Source organism: Scytonema sp. PCC 10023 (genome assembly GCF_963920835.1).
In the GTDB taxonomy this organism is placed as follows: domain Bacteria; phylum Cyanobacteriota; class Cyanobacteriia; order Cyanobacteriales; family Nostocaceae; genus Kalymmatonema.
This window is the reverse complement of record NZ_CAWUDP010000002.1, coordinates 254,449-271,704: the sequence shown is the minus strand read 5'-3', so window position 1 is coordinate 271,704 and position 17,256 is coordinate 254,449. Positions and strand designations below refer to the sequence as shown.

Annotated in this window: 16 protein-coding genes and 2 pseudogenes; 8 read left to right on the top strand and 10 right to left on the bottom strand. The window is 43.2% G+C overall.

Translation table 11 applies throughout. The features are described from left to right. The 3 genes from ACM0OZ_RS02565 to ACM0OZ_RS02555 all read left to right on the top strand — a co-directional run. Positions 1-2,058, top strand: a 2,058-nt coding sequence (locus tag ACM0OZ_RS02565; RefSeq protein ID WP_414581261.1) for a CHAT domain-containing protein, incomplete at its 5' end; no start/stop codon positions are given. 14 nt (positions 2,059-2,072) lie between these two features. Next, positions 2,073-2,438: a hypothetical protein gene (locus ACM0OZ_RS02560; RefSeq protein ID WP_414581260.1), complete on the top strand. Its 366-nt coding sequence runs from the start codon at positions 2,073-2,075 to the stop codon at positions 2,436-2,438. 125 nt (positions 2,439-2,563) lie between these two features. Further along, the gene (locus ACM0OZ_RS02555; RefSeq protein WP_414581259.1) at positions 2,564-3,970 is read left to right on the top strand and encodes a hypothetical protein; all 1,407 of its coding nucleotides are present in this window, start codon (positions 2,564-2,566) and stop codon (positions 3,968-3,970) included. Between the two features lie 63 nt (positions 3,971-4,033). On the opposite strand, the pseudogene ACM0OZ_RS02550 reads toward ACM0OZ_RS02555, so the two are convergent. From ACM0OZ_RS02550 to ACM0OZ_RS02540, 3 genes and pseudogenes are all read right to left on the bottom strand, one after another. Then, positions 4,034-4,317: pseudogene (locus tag ACM0OZ_RS02550) on the bottom strand (Uma2 family endonuclease); the annotation flags it as partial. A gap of 408 nt (positions 4,318-4,725) precedes the next feature. After that, positions 4,726-5,001, bottom strand: a complete 276-nt coding sequence (locus ACM0OZ_RS02545) for a hypothetical protein (RefSeq protein ID WP_414581258.1) — start codon at positions 4,999-5,001, stop codon at positions 4,726-4,728. Positions 5,002-5,141: 140 nt separating this feature from the next. Continuing rightward, the gene (locus ACM0OZ_RS02540; RefSeq protein ID WP_414581257.1) at positions 5,142-5,279 is read right to left on the bottom strand and encodes a ribbon-helix-helix protein, CopG family; all 138 of its coding nucleotides are present in this window, start codon (positions 5,277-5,279) and stop codon (positions 5,142-5,144) included. 41 nt (positions 5,280-5,320) lie between these two features. Between ACM0OZ_RS02540 and ACM0OZ_RS02535 the strand changes: the two genes are divergently transcribed. Beyond that, entirely contained in the window at positions 5,321-5,521 is a 201-nt protein-coding gene (locus tag ACM0OZ_RS02535) for a hypothetical protein (RefSeq protein ID WP_414581256.1), read from the top strand. Between the two features lie 31 nt (positions 5,522-5,552). On the opposite strand, the gene ACM0OZ_RS02530 is transcribed toward ACM0OZ_RS02535, so the two are convergent. Together ACM0OZ_RS02530 and ACM0OZ_RS02525 are read right to left on the bottom strand one after the other, a co-directional pair. After that, a complete protein-coding gene (locus ACM0OZ_RS02530) occupies positions 5,553-7,166 on the bottom strand; it encodes an MFS transporter (protein ID WP_414581255.1) in 1,614 nt (537 codons plus the stop codon). Between the two features lie 299 nt (positions 7,167-7,465). Continuing rightward, the gene (locus tag ACM0OZ_RS02525) at positions 7,466-8,170 is read right to left on the bottom strand and encodes a phosphorylase (protein ID WP_414581254.1); all 705 of its coding nucleotides are present in this window, start codon (positions 8,168-8,170) and stop codon (positions 7,466-7,468) included. A 98-nt stretch (positions 8,171-8,268) separates the two neighbouring features. On the opposite strand from ACM0OZ_RS02525, the gene hpnA reads away from it, so the two are divergent. The 3 genes from hpnA to ACM0OZ_RS02510 all read left to right on the top strand — a co-directional run bounded on the left by hpnA (position 8,269) and on the right by ACM0OZ_RS02510 (position 11,003). Next, the gene (hpnA, locus tag ACM0OZ_RS02520; RefSeq protein ID WP_414581271.1) at positions 8,269-9,264 is read left to right on the top strand and encodes a hopanoid-associated sugar epimerase; all 996 of its coding nucleotides are present in this window, start codon (positions 8,269-8,271) and stop codon (positions 9,262-9,264) included. Between the two features lie 114 nt (positions 9,265-9,378). Continuing rightward, positions 9,379-10,401 (top strand): adenosyl-hopene transferase HpnH, encoded by a 1,023-nt coding sequence (hpnH, locus tag ACM0OZ_RS02515; protein ID WP_414581253.1) that lies wholly within the window; start codon positions 9,379-9,381, stop codon positions 10,399-10,401. 347 nt (positions 10,402-10,748) lie between these two features. Next, positions 10,749-11,003 (top strand): hypothetical protein, encoded by a 255-nt coding sequence (locus ACM0OZ_RS02510; RefSeq protein WP_073630390.1) that lies wholly within the window; start codon positions 10,749-10,751, stop codon positions 11,001-11,003. A gap of 191 nt (positions 11,004-11,194) precedes the next feature. Here ACM0OZ_RS02510 and ACM0OZ_RS02505 read toward each other — a convergent pair. The 4 genes and pseudogenes from ACM0OZ_RS02505 to ACM0OZ_RS02490 form a co-directional block, all read right to left on the bottom strand. Next, a pseudogene (locus ACM0OZ_RS02505) lies at positions 11,195-12,320 on the bottom strand (RNA-guided endonuclease InsQ/TnpB family protein). 188 nt (positions 12,321-12,508) lie between these two features. Next, positions 12,509-13,168 (bottom strand): PhoD-like phosphatase N-terminal domain-containing protein, encoded by a 660-nt coding sequence (locus ACM0OZ_RS02500; protein WP_414581252.1) that lies wholly within the window; start codon positions 13,166-13,168, stop codon positions 12,509-12,511. A 63-nt stretch (positions 13,169-13,231) separates the two neighbouring features. Next, the gene (locus tag ACM0OZ_RS02495) at positions 13,232-14,323 is read right to left on the bottom strand and encodes a 2-aminoethylphosphonate aminotransferase (protein WP_414581251.1); all 1,092 of its coding nucleotides are present in this window, start codon (positions 14,321-14,323) and stop codon (positions 13,232-13,234) included. 227 nt (positions 14,324-14,550) lie between these two features. Next, positions 14,551-14,682, bottom strand: coding sequence for a ribbon-helix-helix protein, CopG family (locus tag ACM0OZ_RS02490; RefSeq protein ID WP_414581250.1), 132 nt, complete (start codon positions 14,680-14,682; stop codon positions 14,551-14,553). Positions 14,683-14,731: 49 nt separating this feature from the next. Here ACM0OZ_RS02490 and ACM0OZ_RS02485 point away from each other — a divergent pair, with 49 nt between their 5' ends. Then, complete coding sequence (locus ACM0OZ_RS02485) at positions 14,732-16,114, top strand: RNA-guided endonuclease InsQ/TnpB family protein (RefSeq protein WP_414581249.1); 1,383 nt, start codon at positions 14,732-14,734, stop codon at positions 16,112-16,114. A gap of 35 nt (positions 16,115-16,149) precedes the next feature. Here ACM0OZ_RS02485 and ACM0OZ_RS02480 read toward each other — a convergent pair whose 3' ends face one another. Continuing rightward, complete coding sequence (locus tag ACM0OZ_RS02480) at positions 16,150-17,151, bottom strand: hypothetical protein (RefSeq protein ID WP_414581248.1); 1,002 nt, start codon at positions 17,149-17,151, stop codon at positions 16,150-16,152. Positions 17,152-17,256 lie beyond the last annotated feature (105 nt).

The window sequence follows — 17,256 nt, the reverse complement described above, 5'->3', positions numbered from 1 at the left end:
AAAGCTGAGAATCTCGAACAAGCTATCAAAGCTTACTCCGCCGCTTTGGAAGTTTACACCCCTGACGCCTTCCCGCAACAATGGGCTCAGACGCAAAATAATCTGGAAAATGCTTACCGTAACAGAATACGCGACGGCAAAGCTGAGAATCTCGAACAAGCTATCAAAGCTTACTCCGCCGCTTTGGAAGTTTGCACCCGCGATGCCTTCCCCTCAGAATGGGCTCAGACGCAAAATAATCTGGGGACTGCTTACTGTAACAGAATACGCGGCGACAAAACAAAGAACCTCGAACAAGCTGTCAAAGCTTACTCCGCCGCTTTGGAAGTTTATACCTGCAACGACTTCCCCCAAAAATATCTTGAGACTTTATTTAACCTGAGTATTGTTTACCAACAGTTAGAGCGTTGGATATCAGCTTATATTACCTTAGAATCTGCAATAGATACTATTTTGCAGAAGCAAATTGTTTCTGGCAATGAGACAAAACACGAACAAGCAAAAGAATGGAACAAACTTTATCCTTGCATAATAGAAGTTTGCTTGAAATTAGAAGAATACACCAAGGCATTTAAATACATGGAGCTTAGTAAAACTCAAACTTTGATGAAAGTTATGTTGCCAAAAATTGAGTCAGATATTAAAGAAGAGAAAAATAATTTAAAAGAATCAGAAGAAAAGAAAGGACAAACTTTAAATCTCAAGCGTTTAAATCAGTTGTTAGAACAGCGCGAACAATTGATGTTAAGAAATATCGGAGAACCCATCAAATTAAGTGATATTCAAAATCTGTTAAAGCGAGATAAGCAAAAGACTGCTATCATCCAGTGGTACATTTTTAGTGATTGTTTTCGTGCTTTTATTATCACCAGCGATAATGAAAACCCAGTAATTTGGAAGTCGAAAACCCAAGACTTAGAAAATTTGCACAAATGGTGGAAAGAATATCTTCAACTTTACTTTAAAGATAAAGCACTCTGGCGACATTGCCTCAATGAGAAACTTAGCCAACTGGCTGAGATTTTACATATACAGGAAATTCTTGACCTTCTATCACCAAAGTGCAATAAAGTTATTTTCATTCCACATCTTTACCTGCATCTGTTACCTCTCCATGCTTTACCAATACTAAAACAAAGAGAAGAAACAAAGTTTTTTAAAGAAAAAACTGATTTACAGGAACATCTCATTGATAAATTCTCCGAAGGTATAATTTATGCACCATGCTGTCAACTTTTGCGCTTTACTCAAATCCAAGCTAAAAGATTATCTTCTTCAAAATCAGGCGACTTATTTGCAATTCAAAATCCCACAGGGAATTTAGATTTTGCCGATATCGAAGTCGAGACAATGGCTGCTAAATTTAAGCAACCATATATACTCAAAAAGAGTAAAGCAACAGCAGCAGCGTTAATGCAACCTCAAACTGCAAAAATTTTTCGCGATGCACACTGGCTACATTTTTCTTGTCACGGTTACTTTGATTTTAACTTTCCTAAAAAATCAGCTTTGCAGTTAGCAGATTCTTACATTTGTCCTCTCACTACCGATGCAGACAAATCTCGTTACTTGCGAGTATCTGACAACGCAGGAATTGATTTAGAAAAATGTCTCACCCTAGAAAATATATTTCAATTAAGTTTACCTAACTGTCGTCTTGTCACTCTTTCTGCTTGCGAAACTGGCTTAGTTGACTTTGCCAATAGCAGTGATGAATATATTGGTTTACCCAGTGGGTTTATCCACGCAGGTGCAGCTAGTATCGTCAGTAGTTTATGGGCTGTAGATGACTTCTCCACAGCTTTATTAATGATTAGATTTTATGAAAACTTGCAAAAAGATTCCAACCAAAATGTGCCACTTGCTCTTAAACAGGCGCAGCAGTGGTTTCGTCAAGTCACCCAAGTCCAGTTACTCCAATGGCTTGATTGTAAAATAGATATGGATGCTCAGCAAAAACAGAAAGTTAAAGAGAGATTAGAAAAAAACTATAAACCAGAAGAGCGACCATTTAAAAAGCCGCTTTTTTGGGCAGGTTTTTGTGCAATTGGAGAATAATAGGAGAAATAACTATGGAAGCAGATAAGATTATTGAAGCATTTACACAAGTCGTTAGAGAACAAGATTATGTCTTTTCTGACGCTGCAATAGCAGATATCCCCACGCTGCAGAATAAACTTGCTGCTATAGAAAATCTCACTTCACAAGCAATTGCAGAAGTTATTCGTCAGTGGTACATCAACCATGAATCTGTGAGAGATGCCATACTTGTTCAAGAACGAGAAATTAGTAAAATCCTCAAGACAAAACCACAAAGCCAAGAAAATTTTATTCAAAATACCTCTACCATTCTGCAAGAAGATCTGGAAAAACTATACGAGAGAAAGAAACCAGAAAAATTAGATGATACAAAAAAGGCAGATAATGAATCGAAATAGAGTTAATATTTGCATTCAAATATAACTCGACCCCGCCGATGATGTCCCCTCTTTGTTCGGGGGGAGGGGTTGCGAAAATGTGTCATGCAATTGTCAGATTTAAAAATTGACTGTTCCAAACCAACATGAAAATCCATGCACCCAATATTCATCTCCTCGCTTTTCAGCTTTACAAAGCTTCAAACTTAGATACAACTCTTCTGCAAGATAATGATAAAAACTACCTGTGGCAGAGCGCGGATAAAATAGCTATCCAAACTTTGCAAAAACAAGATTTACATCTCACTCAGCATATAGATATTAACAAAGAAGCTGATAGCCCCCGCGTTGATTTGCTTAAAGAATCAGAAGTCAAAGATGGTGATTACTCCTTACCTTTTGCAGGCAAAATATCTTTAGATGACACGCAACAAGTGGTTATCGAAGGTTTTGCTCATCCTTTGCGAATTCATGACAGCTACGGTTTGTGGTTCAATTTGCGTCGTCCAGAAGAAGAAGATAACAAGCCAACTGAAGATGTAGATATTTCTCTATTGAGCAAGTTGAATCTAAATAATTGTTTTACCTTAGAAAAAAACGAACTCTTTCTCGGACAAACTTTATTAATTACTGGTTGGCTGACAAGTGCTAGAGATAAACAGAATGTCAATACAATAGCGGCAGAATGCTTAAAACATCTTTTTTATAAAAATGATAAGCTACCCCCTTTAAATCGTCAAGGAGAGTTATTCGGTAGTCCGATTTTTGAATATGGTTTGTTTAGCCAGTTAGCTAACTATCAGCACATGCTCATCTGGCTGTTTAGCGATCAAAAAGCTGATAAAAACTTGCAGCAATGCGCTCAAGAGTTATTCGACTTATTTTTCTTTCGTACCAAGATTGTAAAAGCTTTTACAGATAGCAGAAAAATTTATGAAAACCTTAGAGACGCTTATAAAAAAATAGACAAATTAACAAATCAATTGATTAAGCTAGATAATAGCAAAGCGGTAGCAACAAATTTAACGGAATTGGAAAATGAGTTACAAAAATTACCAAATTTATTTTTGCAATACAGTCGCTGGCTACACGATTTAGAATACAATCAAAATACAATTGCCATACATCAGTCTAATTATTCCAAGAAGTTGGAACAAATTAGTAGTATAATGCCAAGTGAAAATTTAGACTTTTTAAAAAGTTTCAGCGATAAAAACGTCCCTTATTTTAAAGAACAAATAGAAGCAGATTTGGGGTATTTCCGCCATGGAGCAAGGGCGTTAGAGCAAGCCATCTCTTCAATTCGCGGCATAGTAGAAATCGTACAAGCCGAGAGCGATCGCTCTTTAGAAAAAACCATCCAAATCGTGGGTGTGGGGTTAGGTGGAGGTGCGATCGTATCTGGTGTTGTCACACAACATATTGACAAACCATTCGCGCCCATATCTTTCAACAACCCGTTCCATCCTATGGTGTCATCTTTGTTTTGGAGTATTTTGGCTACCTTCTTTTTTGGCGCTTTAGCTTTGTTTTGTTGGACGAAACAAAAGTAATGTTCTTCTGCGCTCACCCGTTTTATCTCCGATAGCTTAATCTTTTCATGTTGCTTGCAACACTTAAGGAGGGAGGATATTATCTAGGCGAAGTTGGAGACGGGGCAAAAGTGGCGACTCAATTGCTTGGTTTAGTCGGTATTGTTGTTGAATATAGGTGTCTCCAACCAGTTGACAAATGATGAATGTAGGTTGTTTAGGTTTACCAATAAATGCCACACCACTTAATCTTCGATAATCCACAATCCAATATTTACCGAATGCCTAAAAGCGCATATTCCTCAACATGAGCGAGCATAATTAGTTTCCCAGTTGGTGCTAACGACTTCAACCACCAGTTCAAGCGATCGCCCAAAGGGCAGTGCGCTCCTTTGCAATCGCCCCAGCGTAATCTATATTCATAACTCTCGTAGAGGCGATTGCCTTCGGCACTGGGCATAGCACAATTGCATCTAATTACTTTACTACGAGCGATAGCGTTCGCGGAGCGTGTGCTTTGCACGAGTGCGCTGCTGCTTTGGTGCAGATCGCACTTCGTACAAAAGGTGATGGATACTCAGATGTCAAAAATCGGCAGATGCTGTCGTATGCCAAGGGTATTTATTCAAAATGTACAAAACAGATTTTAGTACAAAAATAGTACACTTTTTTTTTCTGTTCGTAAATTATTTTAGAATTTAGCAAGGTAGAAAGACTTATGTTGTTGTGAGCGTTCAGCTTCGCTGCGCCGCAGGCACCGCATTGGGTAGCCATTCCTACCGAGTATCGAGCGATCGCTGATGCCAAACAAAATCACGGGATGAGTATATGAACACACTTCCTGCTGGCAAAGCAGTTGTTTGCGTCGTACCTCCATCAACTGACCAACTGACGCGATCGTGAGGTGTAAAGGCAACGCTGATGGCGTGCTTGGGCATGGCAAAATCAAATTGACCGATCGCACTTAAGCAACCATACTCAACAGTAATGCCGTCCCATTCGGCTTTTAGGTTTAACGAAGGAGGTTGGGTACTGACAGACTGCATAGGCATCGAATGATATTCCCACAGAGGAATCACCTCAAATCTAAAATAAATTGGGAGGGTGAGAACCCTTGAAGATGTAGTTTGACGCACGGAGCCAAACTACATCTGTGTTTTTAAGGGGGGGATGAAACCCGACGCAACAAGTTTTAACTTGTTGTTTCTCTTTCAATATATTGTCTAACAGCTTCTCGAATTAAATCATTGAGAGAGCGTTCTGTGTTTTGGGAAAGTTTTGTTAAATCTTGATGCTCTTTATCTGAGAATCTAACAGTTAATTTTTGCATGACCCCATGATAGCGTTATAATAGGGTCATAGTAGCACAGGATGAAAAACTCCAAAAACAAAAACGTGTTGGTAGACCTACCCTCACAATTGAAGATATGGGTGCGTAAGTCCTACTTAAAACAGCGAACAGTGAACAGTACCAGCCGCAGTGCGTATGGTGTGGTTGTACTGACACCAACGCTCTGTGGTCTAATTGGTGTGGTGTTTCCCCCAACGATAAAACTGATAACTGGTAACTGATAACTGGTAACTGGTAACTGTTAAAAAGCATTCAATAACACGGATGCTTGTTAGGATTTGAATAAATCATCTGCGAAACCTTGGGCGGTTCATTGCCAATGTGAAAGGCGCGGACTTGTTCTTCAATCACTCTATCTGCATTTGTCACCCGCGCAAATTGCCTTTTGTGTTCTGCCCAAGACTCTACAAGCAATGTTTCCACAAAGCGACTAGGGTCTGATAAATCTTGATACACGCCCCACTGAATCGCGCCATCACGCCGACGAATTTGGCTGAGTGCTTGCATCACCTTGGTAAACTCTTCGGCGTTTGCTGGATCAATGCGATACTCGAGGGTAATTAAGACGGGACCATCATTTGGGCACGGTTCAAAAGCGATGCGTGGCTGATCCCAGTGCAGGGACGCCTGCAAGTCCAATTTTTCAGCACAGCGAAGACGATAACGCACTGTTAGCAAAACACACACAATTAATCCCACAGCGGCACTAGCAAGGGCTATTGAGATACTTGTCCGTTGAGCTATAGTACCCCACAAAAGACTGCCCAGCACCATACCTCCCTGGAACACCAGCAATTGTACAGATAAGGCTCTGGCACGCACCCACGTAGGAACCGCTGTTTGCGCTGCGACATTAAGACTCACCATAACGCTGAGGGACGAAATTCCCACCAGCAGCATCACTACCCAAACCAGTGGTACGATGCGGAAAAATGCCAGCGCCAGCATCATCACGCCCATAAGCAGGGATGACAGCGCCACCACCCTGTCGCTGGAAAGCTTCTGTCGTGCTTTGGGTAAAATGAACGCTCCTGCTAAACCACCAATGCCCCAAAAGCCAAGAACTATACCGTACCCCAGCGCATCCAACTTTAACTCTTGACGTCCCAGCAGTGGTAGTAGAGCAAACAAGGCACTGGCAAAGAAAATATAAGCAAAAGTTCTAATTAGCACAGACTGAAAGACTGGGGCATAACGGATGTAACGTATCCCTGCTTGCATTGCTCCTACGACGCGTTCTGTGGGTAAGGCACTCTTTTCATGCCTGCGTTGCCAGCGATAAATCACAAGTATCACGCTCACAAATGAGGCAGCGTTCAGCAGGAAAACAACACCCGTTCCGGCTGTGGCGATGATTATCCCGGCGATCGCTGGACCAATTGAACGAGATAAATTCACAACAATACCGCTAAGAGTCACAGCTTGTGGCAGTTCTTCTCTTGGTACAAGTTCGGGGGTGACAGCTTGCCAAACAGGCATATTCATTGAACTGCCGATACTCAGGGCAAAGGTGAGCGCTAAGAGTATCCACGGTGTTGTGATGTGAGCTATTGTCAGCACACCTAACAAAGTCGCCATAGCTAGCATCCAACCCTGCGTCCATAGCAACATCTTACGGCGGTCAACAACATCGGCGATCGCTCCTGCGGGTAACGCCAGCAAGAAAAACGGCAAGCTAGACGCCGCCTGCATTAGCGCCACTAACAACGGTGAATTGGGTGCAAGAGTTGTCATCAACCATGCTGCGCCGACATCGTGCATCCAAGTTCCAATGCTAGACACCGCCGATGCTACCCACAAGGCACGAAACACGGGCTGACGCAGGGGAGTCCACATGGAAATAGCAACTGCTGATGGTGATGTCATAGGAAGATGCAGGAGTAGGGTGGATGGAGGAAGGCAAGACTATTTCATTTAAGCTTGTAACTGCCCTGCAATTCATAATACTTTTAACAAAATAACTATTTAAGCTATTAGATTTCTTGCAAAAATCGAATTTAAGGGTATTTTGAAGCGCAGATACACAAACCATTGGACGCAGACAAACACTAGTTAATTATCTGTGTGCATCTGTACGGCAGTTGCTTCAACGGGGGGAACCCCCGCAACGCACTGCCTCGTCCATCTGTGGTTTAATATTCAAAAAATCGACTTTTGCAGGAGGTCTATTGACTAAACAAAAAAGTTGTTAAATGCTGTAAAACACGTAATCCCTTAAGAGAACCAGAAACTAAGCGAGTTGCAGCAATTGGTTGTTTGAGTAGTCCCATTACTAAAGGCAACGCCTGTAAAGAACCATCATGAAATGCATTGGTGAGGTTAGGAATATTATGGCGTACGTCGTCACTGATAACTCGCAGCATTGCTACAGCAATTCCCAACTGGCTCAAAACTTCTAATGCTGCAAATCCTTCCATGTCTACAACGTCAGTATTATAAGCTTGACCTAATTGCAGTTTTTCACTGGCAGAATAAATGAGGCGATCGCTCGTCAAACCAATTCCTGTGAAAACTCTGGATTGCAATTTCTTTTGTAGTATCTCTGTTAACTCTAGCTTACAGAAAAGTTCAGTAGCCTTTTTATTTTCTTCTCCAACGGGATAAACGCAACTTCGATACAGGACAGCCTCTCCAATCCTGTATTTGGGCGACAAACTCCCACATAAACCCATTAGCAAAACTCTGGGTTGCGAATGCTCAGAAAAGTGTCCAGCGTGTAGCAATTGTTCTAAATATTTCCTTAATGCTGATGAACCCATAGGAATCGGGAAAACGGGCGGTGTAGGAACTGCAACGCGATTTAATCCTTTGCAAACGGACTTGTACTCTGGTCCTTGAGCAACCAGAATGGCATCAACAGGCATTGTCATTATTCTGTGCCCTGTGTTTTTCCATTGTTGAGGCAATTATAGTTTTTCTAGGCGTATTGAGTTTAACAGCGTTATAGCAAGGTACACGACTTATGACAATTCGCACCTTTGTAACTGGTACTACAGGCTTTGTTGGTGCTAACTTGGCACGGTTGCTTGTGGAGGAAGGCTATGCAGTCCGGGCGCTAGTTCGTCCTAACAGCCGCTTGGACAATCTACAAGATTTAGACGTAGAGACTGTGAAAGGCGACCTAAACGATCTGGATTTACACCAGAAAATGCAGGGCTGTCAGGTACTATTTCACGTTGCGGCTCACTATTCTCTTTGGCAAGCTGACCGAGAGGTATTGTATCACAATAATGTCCTGGGAACGCGTAATGTGTTAGCAGCCGCCCGTCAAGCAGGAATTGAACGCACTGTTTATACGAGTTCCGTTGCTGCTATTGGGGTAGGTGAACCAGGGGAGGTAGTCGATGAAACACATCAAAGTCCAGTTGAGGAACTTGTTGGTCACTACAAGAAGTCTAAGTATCTAGCTGAGCAGGAAGCCAAACAAGCGGTAAAACAGGGTCAAGATATCGTGATTGTCAATCCAAGCACTCCAATTGGTCCAATGGACATCAAACCAACTCCTACTGGAGATATTATTCTGCGGTTTCTGCGAAGGCAAATGCCTGCTTACTTAAATACGGGTTTGAATTTTATCGATGTGCGCGATGTGGCGAGGGGACACTTATTAGCTTTGGATAAAGGAAAAACAGGAGAGCGTTATATCTTAGGTAACCAAAACCTTTCTCTCAAAGCAGTGCTTGATCAACTCGCCGAAATCACAGGTTTGAGTGCTCCTCAAAAATCTATCCCAGGATGGATACCTCTAAGTTTAGCTTGGATTGATGAGCGAATTCTCGCGCCTTTAGGCAAACCGCCTTCGATTCCTTTGGATGGTGTTCGTATGTCGCATCAACCGATGTATTACAACGCTTCCAAAGCAGTCAGAGAATTAGGTTTGCCTCAAACCCCAATTAGAACTGCTTTACAAGACGCCGTAAATTGGTTTGTGGCTCAGAAATACGTTGAGGTAGCATACAAATAGAGACTTTTTGGCGGATTACCATAACCAAGCAAAATTGTCATCGGACATTTTTCGTAATTGGTTGAGTGCAGACTGCTGATAGCTAGAGTCCATATCAAGGTGTTGAGGAGAATTATGGGCATTCAATTACAACAAGCTATTGAAATAGGTAAGTATTTAGTGACTCAACGTCTGTTGGGTCGCAAACGTTTCCCTCTGGTTCTGATGTTGGAACCGCTGTTTCGGTGTAATCTGGCTTGTTCCGGTTGTGGGAAAATCCAGCATCCTAAAGAAATACTTAAGCAACACTTAACTCCTGAACAATGCTTTGCCGCAGTGGAAGAGTGCGGCGCACCAGTTGTCTCTATTCCTGGCGGCGAACCCCTGCTGCATCCCCAAATTGATGAGATTGTCCGAGGCTTGGTTGAGCGCAAAAAGTTTATTGTCTTGTGTACTAATGGATTGTTGTTAGAGAAGAGCCTGGATAAGTTTCAACCTTCCCCTTATCTGACTTTCAGTGTGCATTTAGACGGGATGCGGGAGCTACACGATAAGTGTGTGGATCGCAAAGGAGTGTTTGACATTGCAATTCAAGCAATTCGTGCAGCAAAAGCGAGAGGATTTCGTGTCGCTACAAACACTACGGTTTTTGAAGGGGCTGATCCTAAAGAATTGCAGGAGTTGTTTGACTTCCTCACTAGTTTGGGTATTGATGGTATGACGATTTCCCCAGGCTACAGTTACGAGTGGGCACCGGATCAAGAGCATTTTCTCAAACGGGAACAAACACGGGCACTCTTCCGGCAAATCTTTGCTCCTGTGAAGGCGGGTCAGAAAAACTGGGATTTTCTTAATAGCCCGCTATTTCTAGATTTTCTCACTGGTGAGAAAGACTACGATTGTACCCCTTGGGGTAGTCCCAGCTATAGCGTCCTTGGTTGGCAAAAGCCTTGTTACCTTCTTAATGAAGGTCACTACAAGACTTTCCAAGAACTGTTGGAAAAAACAGATTGGAAGCAATACGGTCGTGCTAGTGGCAATCCCAAGTGTGCAGATTGCATGGTACATTGCGGTTATGAACCCACCGCCGCAATGGATGCGATGCAGCCGACAAATATCGGGCGATCGGTGAAGGCGCTATTGGGGATAGGGAGCTAGTGGTCTATGTCATTAATTGTGATGCATTTCTAAATTAGAGAAATTTTATAGAGACGTTGCATACAACGTCTCTACAACCCGGTTGAGCTTATACCATTTCACGAAATGCCTGATACAAATGGTCGGTCTCTAATTCTTTCCCCCTGCAAGAAAGCTCCCTGCCCCCTGCTGCCTATTTGTATCAAGCTTAAAGTGAAACGGTATTAGTACAGAATTGCACAAGTTCTTAACGTTACACATCTCATTCTGTTAGCGTGCCTCTTGCGGAGGAGGCACGCTGCACTAACGTTGATTTCAGTTCCTACAATAGAAGATAGAGGTTTCTGACAACGATTAGGGATTTTGTAATGCCCAAAAGTCTTGCTAACAAAATAGTTGTATTTGGCTTACTTTGTTCTTTGCTAGCACTTACAACTGGCTGTGGGGATGAAAGTTCTAGTGACACGAACTCTTCAGAAGTCAATCAAACAACAGAAATCAGGAATGGTGAAGTTAAACTTAATTGTTCATCCAACTCACCAGATGATCAAGTGACTACAACCGCGACTGTCAATGGCAGAGAGTACAAATGTGAGAATGGGCGGACGACTAGGGTGAGATAAAGCTGATGACTCGCCAACAGTTGTCCTCATGACACGTAAAAAGACCGGGAGCGAGGTCACGCCCCTCGCCTTTAGGCAGGGGTGGAAAAGCGACACGAGCAGATTTATCTGCCTTCAATACTAATGTCTCTCATGATGAGGGTCATTTATATTGACATACTCCCCGGCCTAAAGGGACGGGGATTCTAGGCTCAAACAACAATTGCAGGCGCAGCCCGTCTTACATCATCTAACCTAACAGTTGATGCCCCAACTGCACAAATATTCGCGCGCTGCGTTCTCGTCCCTTCCATTGACTGACTGACAGGATGGACAATGCCACTCTCTAACAGACAAATCTAGCTTTTCTAGAACGTGTCCACAGCTAGAACAAGTCTTGCTAGACGGGTACCATTGATCTATAAATATGACCTGCTTGCCTTTCTTTTTGGCAATCCACTCTAGAATTTGTAGAAATTCCCCAAAGGCTAGGTCTGCTATCTTGCGTCCCCAAAGATGTTGCATTCCTTTGAGGTTGAGTGTTTCAAAACACAGCACATCAAACTTGTTGGTTAGCTCATAGGCAAGTTTCCAAAACCAATCACGTCTAGCATTAGAAATATCCTCATATTTGCGTACTAGATTCTTCCTTGCCCGTTCACGGGTTCCTGACCCTTTTAGCTTTTTAGAGTGTTGCCTACTCGCTTTCTTAATGGCGTTGAGGGACTGTTTAAGAAATTGGGGAGATTCCATCGCTGAACCATCAGAACAGGTGAGGAATGTCTTTAAGCCGAAGTCAAATCCCGCTATTCTACCAGTCGCGAATTTGATTTCTGGTTCAACTACATTGTCAACTACAACAACCATAAACAACTCACCCAATGGTGTGCGCTTGATGGTTAGAGTTTTGACCGTTCCCTCTATTTCTCTAGACTTCCAAAATTGATAAACCCGACTTCCAATTTTGATTCGATTGCCACCTAAAAACTTATATCCTGCTTGTTTAAGAGTGAATGATTTGTACTTCTTAACTTTCTTAAATCCCGGTGGACGAACCCCCTTCTTATTGTGCTTAAAAAACAATTGGTATGCTTTTTCAATGCGTTGACAGATATCCTGTACTGCTTGAGAACCTACTGATTGCCAGAACGGGTTACGCTTCCGCAATTTGGCTATATGAGATTGAAGTTTCCCGCAAGCTAGGTGTTTACCCCACATCTTATAGTACCGACTCGGAAGGGCAATGCAATGGTTATAGATTACCCCAGAAGCGTTAATCATCTGCTTGAGGTATCTATTCCGCTTGTGTTTGTACAGCTTAAATCGTAGTGTTCTCATGCTATTATTGTACACAATAAATCTGTACAATAGTATGAAGAAACGATGCTTATTTTAGAGTAGAAGAGTACGAACTTCAAATTCTTGAAGATTACTGCTCCGATGTTGGCAGAACAAAAACTGATGTACTCAGAGAACTTATCAGAAGCCTGAAGACAAAGAGAAAGCCGTCCTAGAAGGACGGGGCTTTAGACCCATTCTTTCGGTAAGGTTTTGGCTTGTTCGACAGGAACTTTAGGCGAGGGAGAATCTGCAAGGATAGTATCGCCTAGTTCCACAAAGAATTCCAAGTTGCTCTCATCAGCATTGGAGATAGCAGGGTAAGGGTTTAAATCTCCACGCCAGTCACCTGACACACCAAACGTGAGTCCTGCATAAGTTGACAACGGTGCTGAGGTGTGCAATTTACCGGAACTATTGCTTCCTGAACTATCAATAGCGCGGTAGTAGTAATCAGTTCCCGGACTCAAATCCTGAAGCTGAACTTTGACGGGTTGCGCTGGGTTTGTCGTATAAGTAATCGCTGCCTTTGCGTTCTCGAAGTTCGGGTTGGTAGCATACTCAAAAATCACCACACCTGGAACACTACTGCGCGTCCACAATACAGCCGAGGTTTGGGTAGTATCCCCTGATGCAACACCATTCGGCAATGCTTTATCAGGCAGTTCCAAGAACGGATCCTGTTGTGAGAAAAACTCCGCCACTTTCTTGACAGTTTCCACATCTTTGTCCGAAATGTAGATTGGGAATAAGGACGTATCAACTAGTCCCTGTTCCAATTTAGAGTCAGTCAACCAGGGGAATTTATAAGTATTGAAAACGGAATTTTGATTGTTTAAATCTTGCATATAAAATATTGACAAGACTTATGTTTTGATTATTAATTGTATATTTACTACCGAACGTACTTACTAAGATAAGTCATCGGCAGAAATAAATTGTTTCACAACAGCAACAAAACGTTTCATATCAGCATGGGCGATCGCCCCCATTGTTGAGACTCGAAAGATAGATTGAGCTAAAGTTCCCTGACCTGCATAAATCACATAGCCCTGTGCTTTAAGTTGGTCGTGGAACTCATCATAGCTGAAACCCTCTGGCAGATAGAAGGCATTGAGGACGACAGATGAACTTGTTGCAGGAAGTAAGGGTTCAATTCCCATTGCAAGCAATTCGTTTCTTACCAAGTTGACAAGTTGACTGTAATAGCTATGTCTTGCACGCCAACCCCCTGCTTCTTCCAGTTCTTGCAAAGCTTCTGCTAAAGCATAGAATACTTGAACGGATTGGGTAAAAGGAGTACCGCCTTTGTCCTGCTGTTGGCAATAAGTTGCCAAATCTAAATATAAGGTGCGTGGAATTGTGTCTGCACCTACCAGGGCATCCCGGCGCACGATAACAAAGGCTGTTCCTGGAACACCATGCAGACACTTATTAGCTGTAGCAGCACAAGCGGTGATTCCCCAAGATTCAAAATTCAGTTCTTCAGCACCAAAACTGCTGACCGCATCTACCAAAAGTTGGATTTTGCGTTCTTGACAAATTGCGCCAAGTTGAGCCAAATGATTCAAGCGCCCCGTGGTGGTTTCGTGATGAACGACCGCGAGGTGAGTAATGTCGTCATTTTCATCTAGGAGTTTTAGCAAACGCTTGATATCAATTTCGGCACCCCAAGAATGGTGGAGTGTGATGTAATCAATTCCGTGGATGCTGGCAATTTTAGATAGTCGTTCGCCATACACGCCGTTTTCAATCACCAAAAGCTTCCCGTTTCTTGGTACTAGACTAGTGACCATAGCTTCCATTGCTGCTGTACCAGAACCGGTAAGCAGAACTGCTGCCCAATGCTCTCCTGAGAGGTCGTAGACTTGAAGGAGTTGTTCGCGGATTCTGTTTTGAAGTTGGGAAAATTCAACTTCACGGTGACACAAGTCGGGACGCAACAGAGCATTTCTGACGCGATCGCTAAGATTGACAGGACCAGGATTCAGGAGAATATTCATAATTTTACAGTTTTTTAAGCATAGGCTCTGAACAGTTTCAAACAGTTATATAACAGTTTCAAGCCCTTACCCCCCTTCTGGTCACTTAAGATTCAGCTTGAATAGCAGGAGCCTCACACCATAATCTTTGATTTGGTGTGAGAGGAATGCGAGTGAGGGGAGGAGCGTCCCCTTGACCTATGTAGCGTATAGGAGTTACGAGGGAAAGGGGACGGCGACGAAACGAACTATCTCTCCTGCAAAGAACGAATGAATTCTCGAATTACATCTGTTTTACTGCGATTAGTTCGGTTACAGTACTCCTCTAAAATCTTTCGCTCGTTTTGTGGAATTCTGACATTCAATACGTATGCATCCATAATGCAACAAGTAATGTATTTTGCATTATAATCGTAGCAGGAGGACATCATGAAATACACTTACCAGTACAAAGCACTCCCAACAAGTGAACAAAAACTAGAACTTAACCTTTGGTTGCGGATTTGCCAGTACTGGTACAACCGACAGTTAAGGGATAGATTCGATTGGTGGGAAATGAATCGCTCACCCGTTGATGCTTGTCCACTGATCTGTCATTTGCCCGAATTGCGGGAGAAGCCGAACTTCTACAGCCAAAAAAAGTATTTACCAGAACTCAAAAAAGAAGCTGTAACAGTGCAATGGTCGGGTGAAAAACTTGACTTCTCGCGAGTTCCTGCAAACACCTTACAGTCCGTTTGCAAACGAGTTGATAAAGCATTTGAACGATTCATTGCAGGTGATTCCACTCTTGAGCGTAGCGGTAAGCCACGTTTTAAATCTCAATCTCGCTATCGCTCATTTGTAATTGAGGGTGCTGGACTAGATTTGCACTCTTGTTCGATTGGTGGGAAATATCTGTACATTAAAGTGCCAAAGATTGGACTAATCAAAGTTCGGTTACATCGTCATTTGCCGGATGGTTCAATCCTTAAACAGGTACAGTTTATCAGAAAGAATGATGGCTGGTTTGTCAATCTGCGACTTGAAGATCCAACTATTGCGGTTATAACGGCTGACTCGGTTTTACCCACTTGGGAGAACTCAATGGGTATGGATGCGGTGTTGAACGAAGATGTTTATCTGGCAACTTCGGAAGGCGGCAAACTACCATCACTTAAAGTGCTGCGAAAAAATCAGGCTAAGTTGACTCGCATTTCAAAGAAGAAGAATCTTCGCAAGAAAGGTTCTAAGGCACGTCGCAAGCTAGCAAAACGCGAAGGACGACAACACCAAAAGATTGCCCGTGCTAGAAAGGATTTTCAATACAAAACCGCTCACAAGCTCGTGAGGACAGGTAAGAAAATATTCTTCCATGAAGACCTCAATCTCAAAGGTCTGACCCGCCGCAATGCACCCAAACAAGACGAAATGGGTGCTTATCTCCCAAACGGACAATCTGCTAAGTCTGGACTCAATTTGTCTTGGGCAGATGCTGCATTTGGTCAATTCTTTCAAATCCTTGGACACATAGCTGGAAAAGCTGGATCTGTAGTGATTGCGAAGAATCCTGCTTATACGTCTCAACTACTCGCGTACCGTGATAAAGTTGTTTTCACCGATACTGGTATTCGAGAGTATTGGGACGCTCATCTAAGGCTCTGGGTTGATAGGGATATCAATGCTGCTATCAATATTAAGAGAGTGGGGCTGGACGTGTTCCCCACTATAAAACGCCGTAAAGGTGGCATCGTGATAGTTCACTCTATTACCGATAATACCTCGTTCGCGCAGCGTCTCCCCTTGGGAGAAGGAAGTTCTACGCATTCTTAGGAATGTCTGAGAAGCCTACACTATACCCGCAAGGGTTAGTGTAGGAGCGTCACACACCAGATTGGAGATAAATGAGCTGCAATCTGCTTCCACGTCCTGCCAGCATCGTCCGAGAAAAATATCTGACCGTCACTGGTTCCAAAAGCAGCCAGATTTCCTGAAGTGGAAAGAGTACCCGTGTTGATATTGTCATCAAACCACTCCGGCAGCCCTTGCTCACACTTCATGAAAGCTCCTGGCTTGTCGAGCGGGTGTCGGTAAATAGCCGCTTTGCCACCATGCGGACCCATAGAAGCAGTCATCAAAATGGTTTCTCCACATACTGCTACGGCTCGTGCGTAGGCAGCATGTAGGTTTTCGCGTGAAAAGCTCCAAGAATTCCCTCTATCTCTACTCACAGCCAGCCCCTCAGCCGTAGCCGCTAGTACAAGATCCGGATGAGATGGAACTGTCCGTACCTCATGGACATCTGCATGAAAGTCGATGGTGGGTTGCCATGACTGTCCCTGATCATCGGAGCGTAAAATGCCTCCAACGTGCACATTCACGTAGAGTTCACCGGATTGACCAATAGCCATCGAACGAACATCTGGAGGACCACCCCAAGGCGTATACCATTCGGAGCGTCCCGAAACCGTCTCAAAGCAATTGATGCGATTCGTGCTTCCGTCTGCAATCCGGATAAGATGAGCTTGTGATGTTCCGACTAGAACCGCGCCATTGTAAGGTAGGATACAGTTCAGCCGCAAATCATCAATTGAAGCTATTTGGTGCCACTCGCCTTCTGCGTTGCGATGCCATACCGAGTTACGGTCAACGATGACCCACAACCCATCGGGACTTGAAGCAAGAGCAGTGATAGAATAGCCTTCAAGTTCAATATGCTGCCTGGAATCGAGGAACAGCAAGCCATCAGATGTTCCTGCTATCACGCTTGGTTTCTGTATCCTTGGGGAGGTACTGGCTTTATCCGTATCTGCTTGCTTGTGCTCTATCGGCTCACCCTGCTCAACTATTTGCTGTAGAGTATCGTCCATCGTTTGAACCTCCAAACTTCATGGGTGCCGCCACTATGAGTAAGCATCTGTCTTTACCAAGTAGCTTTGTCCCTCAGCACCCGCTTCTTAATCTAAATGTACTGA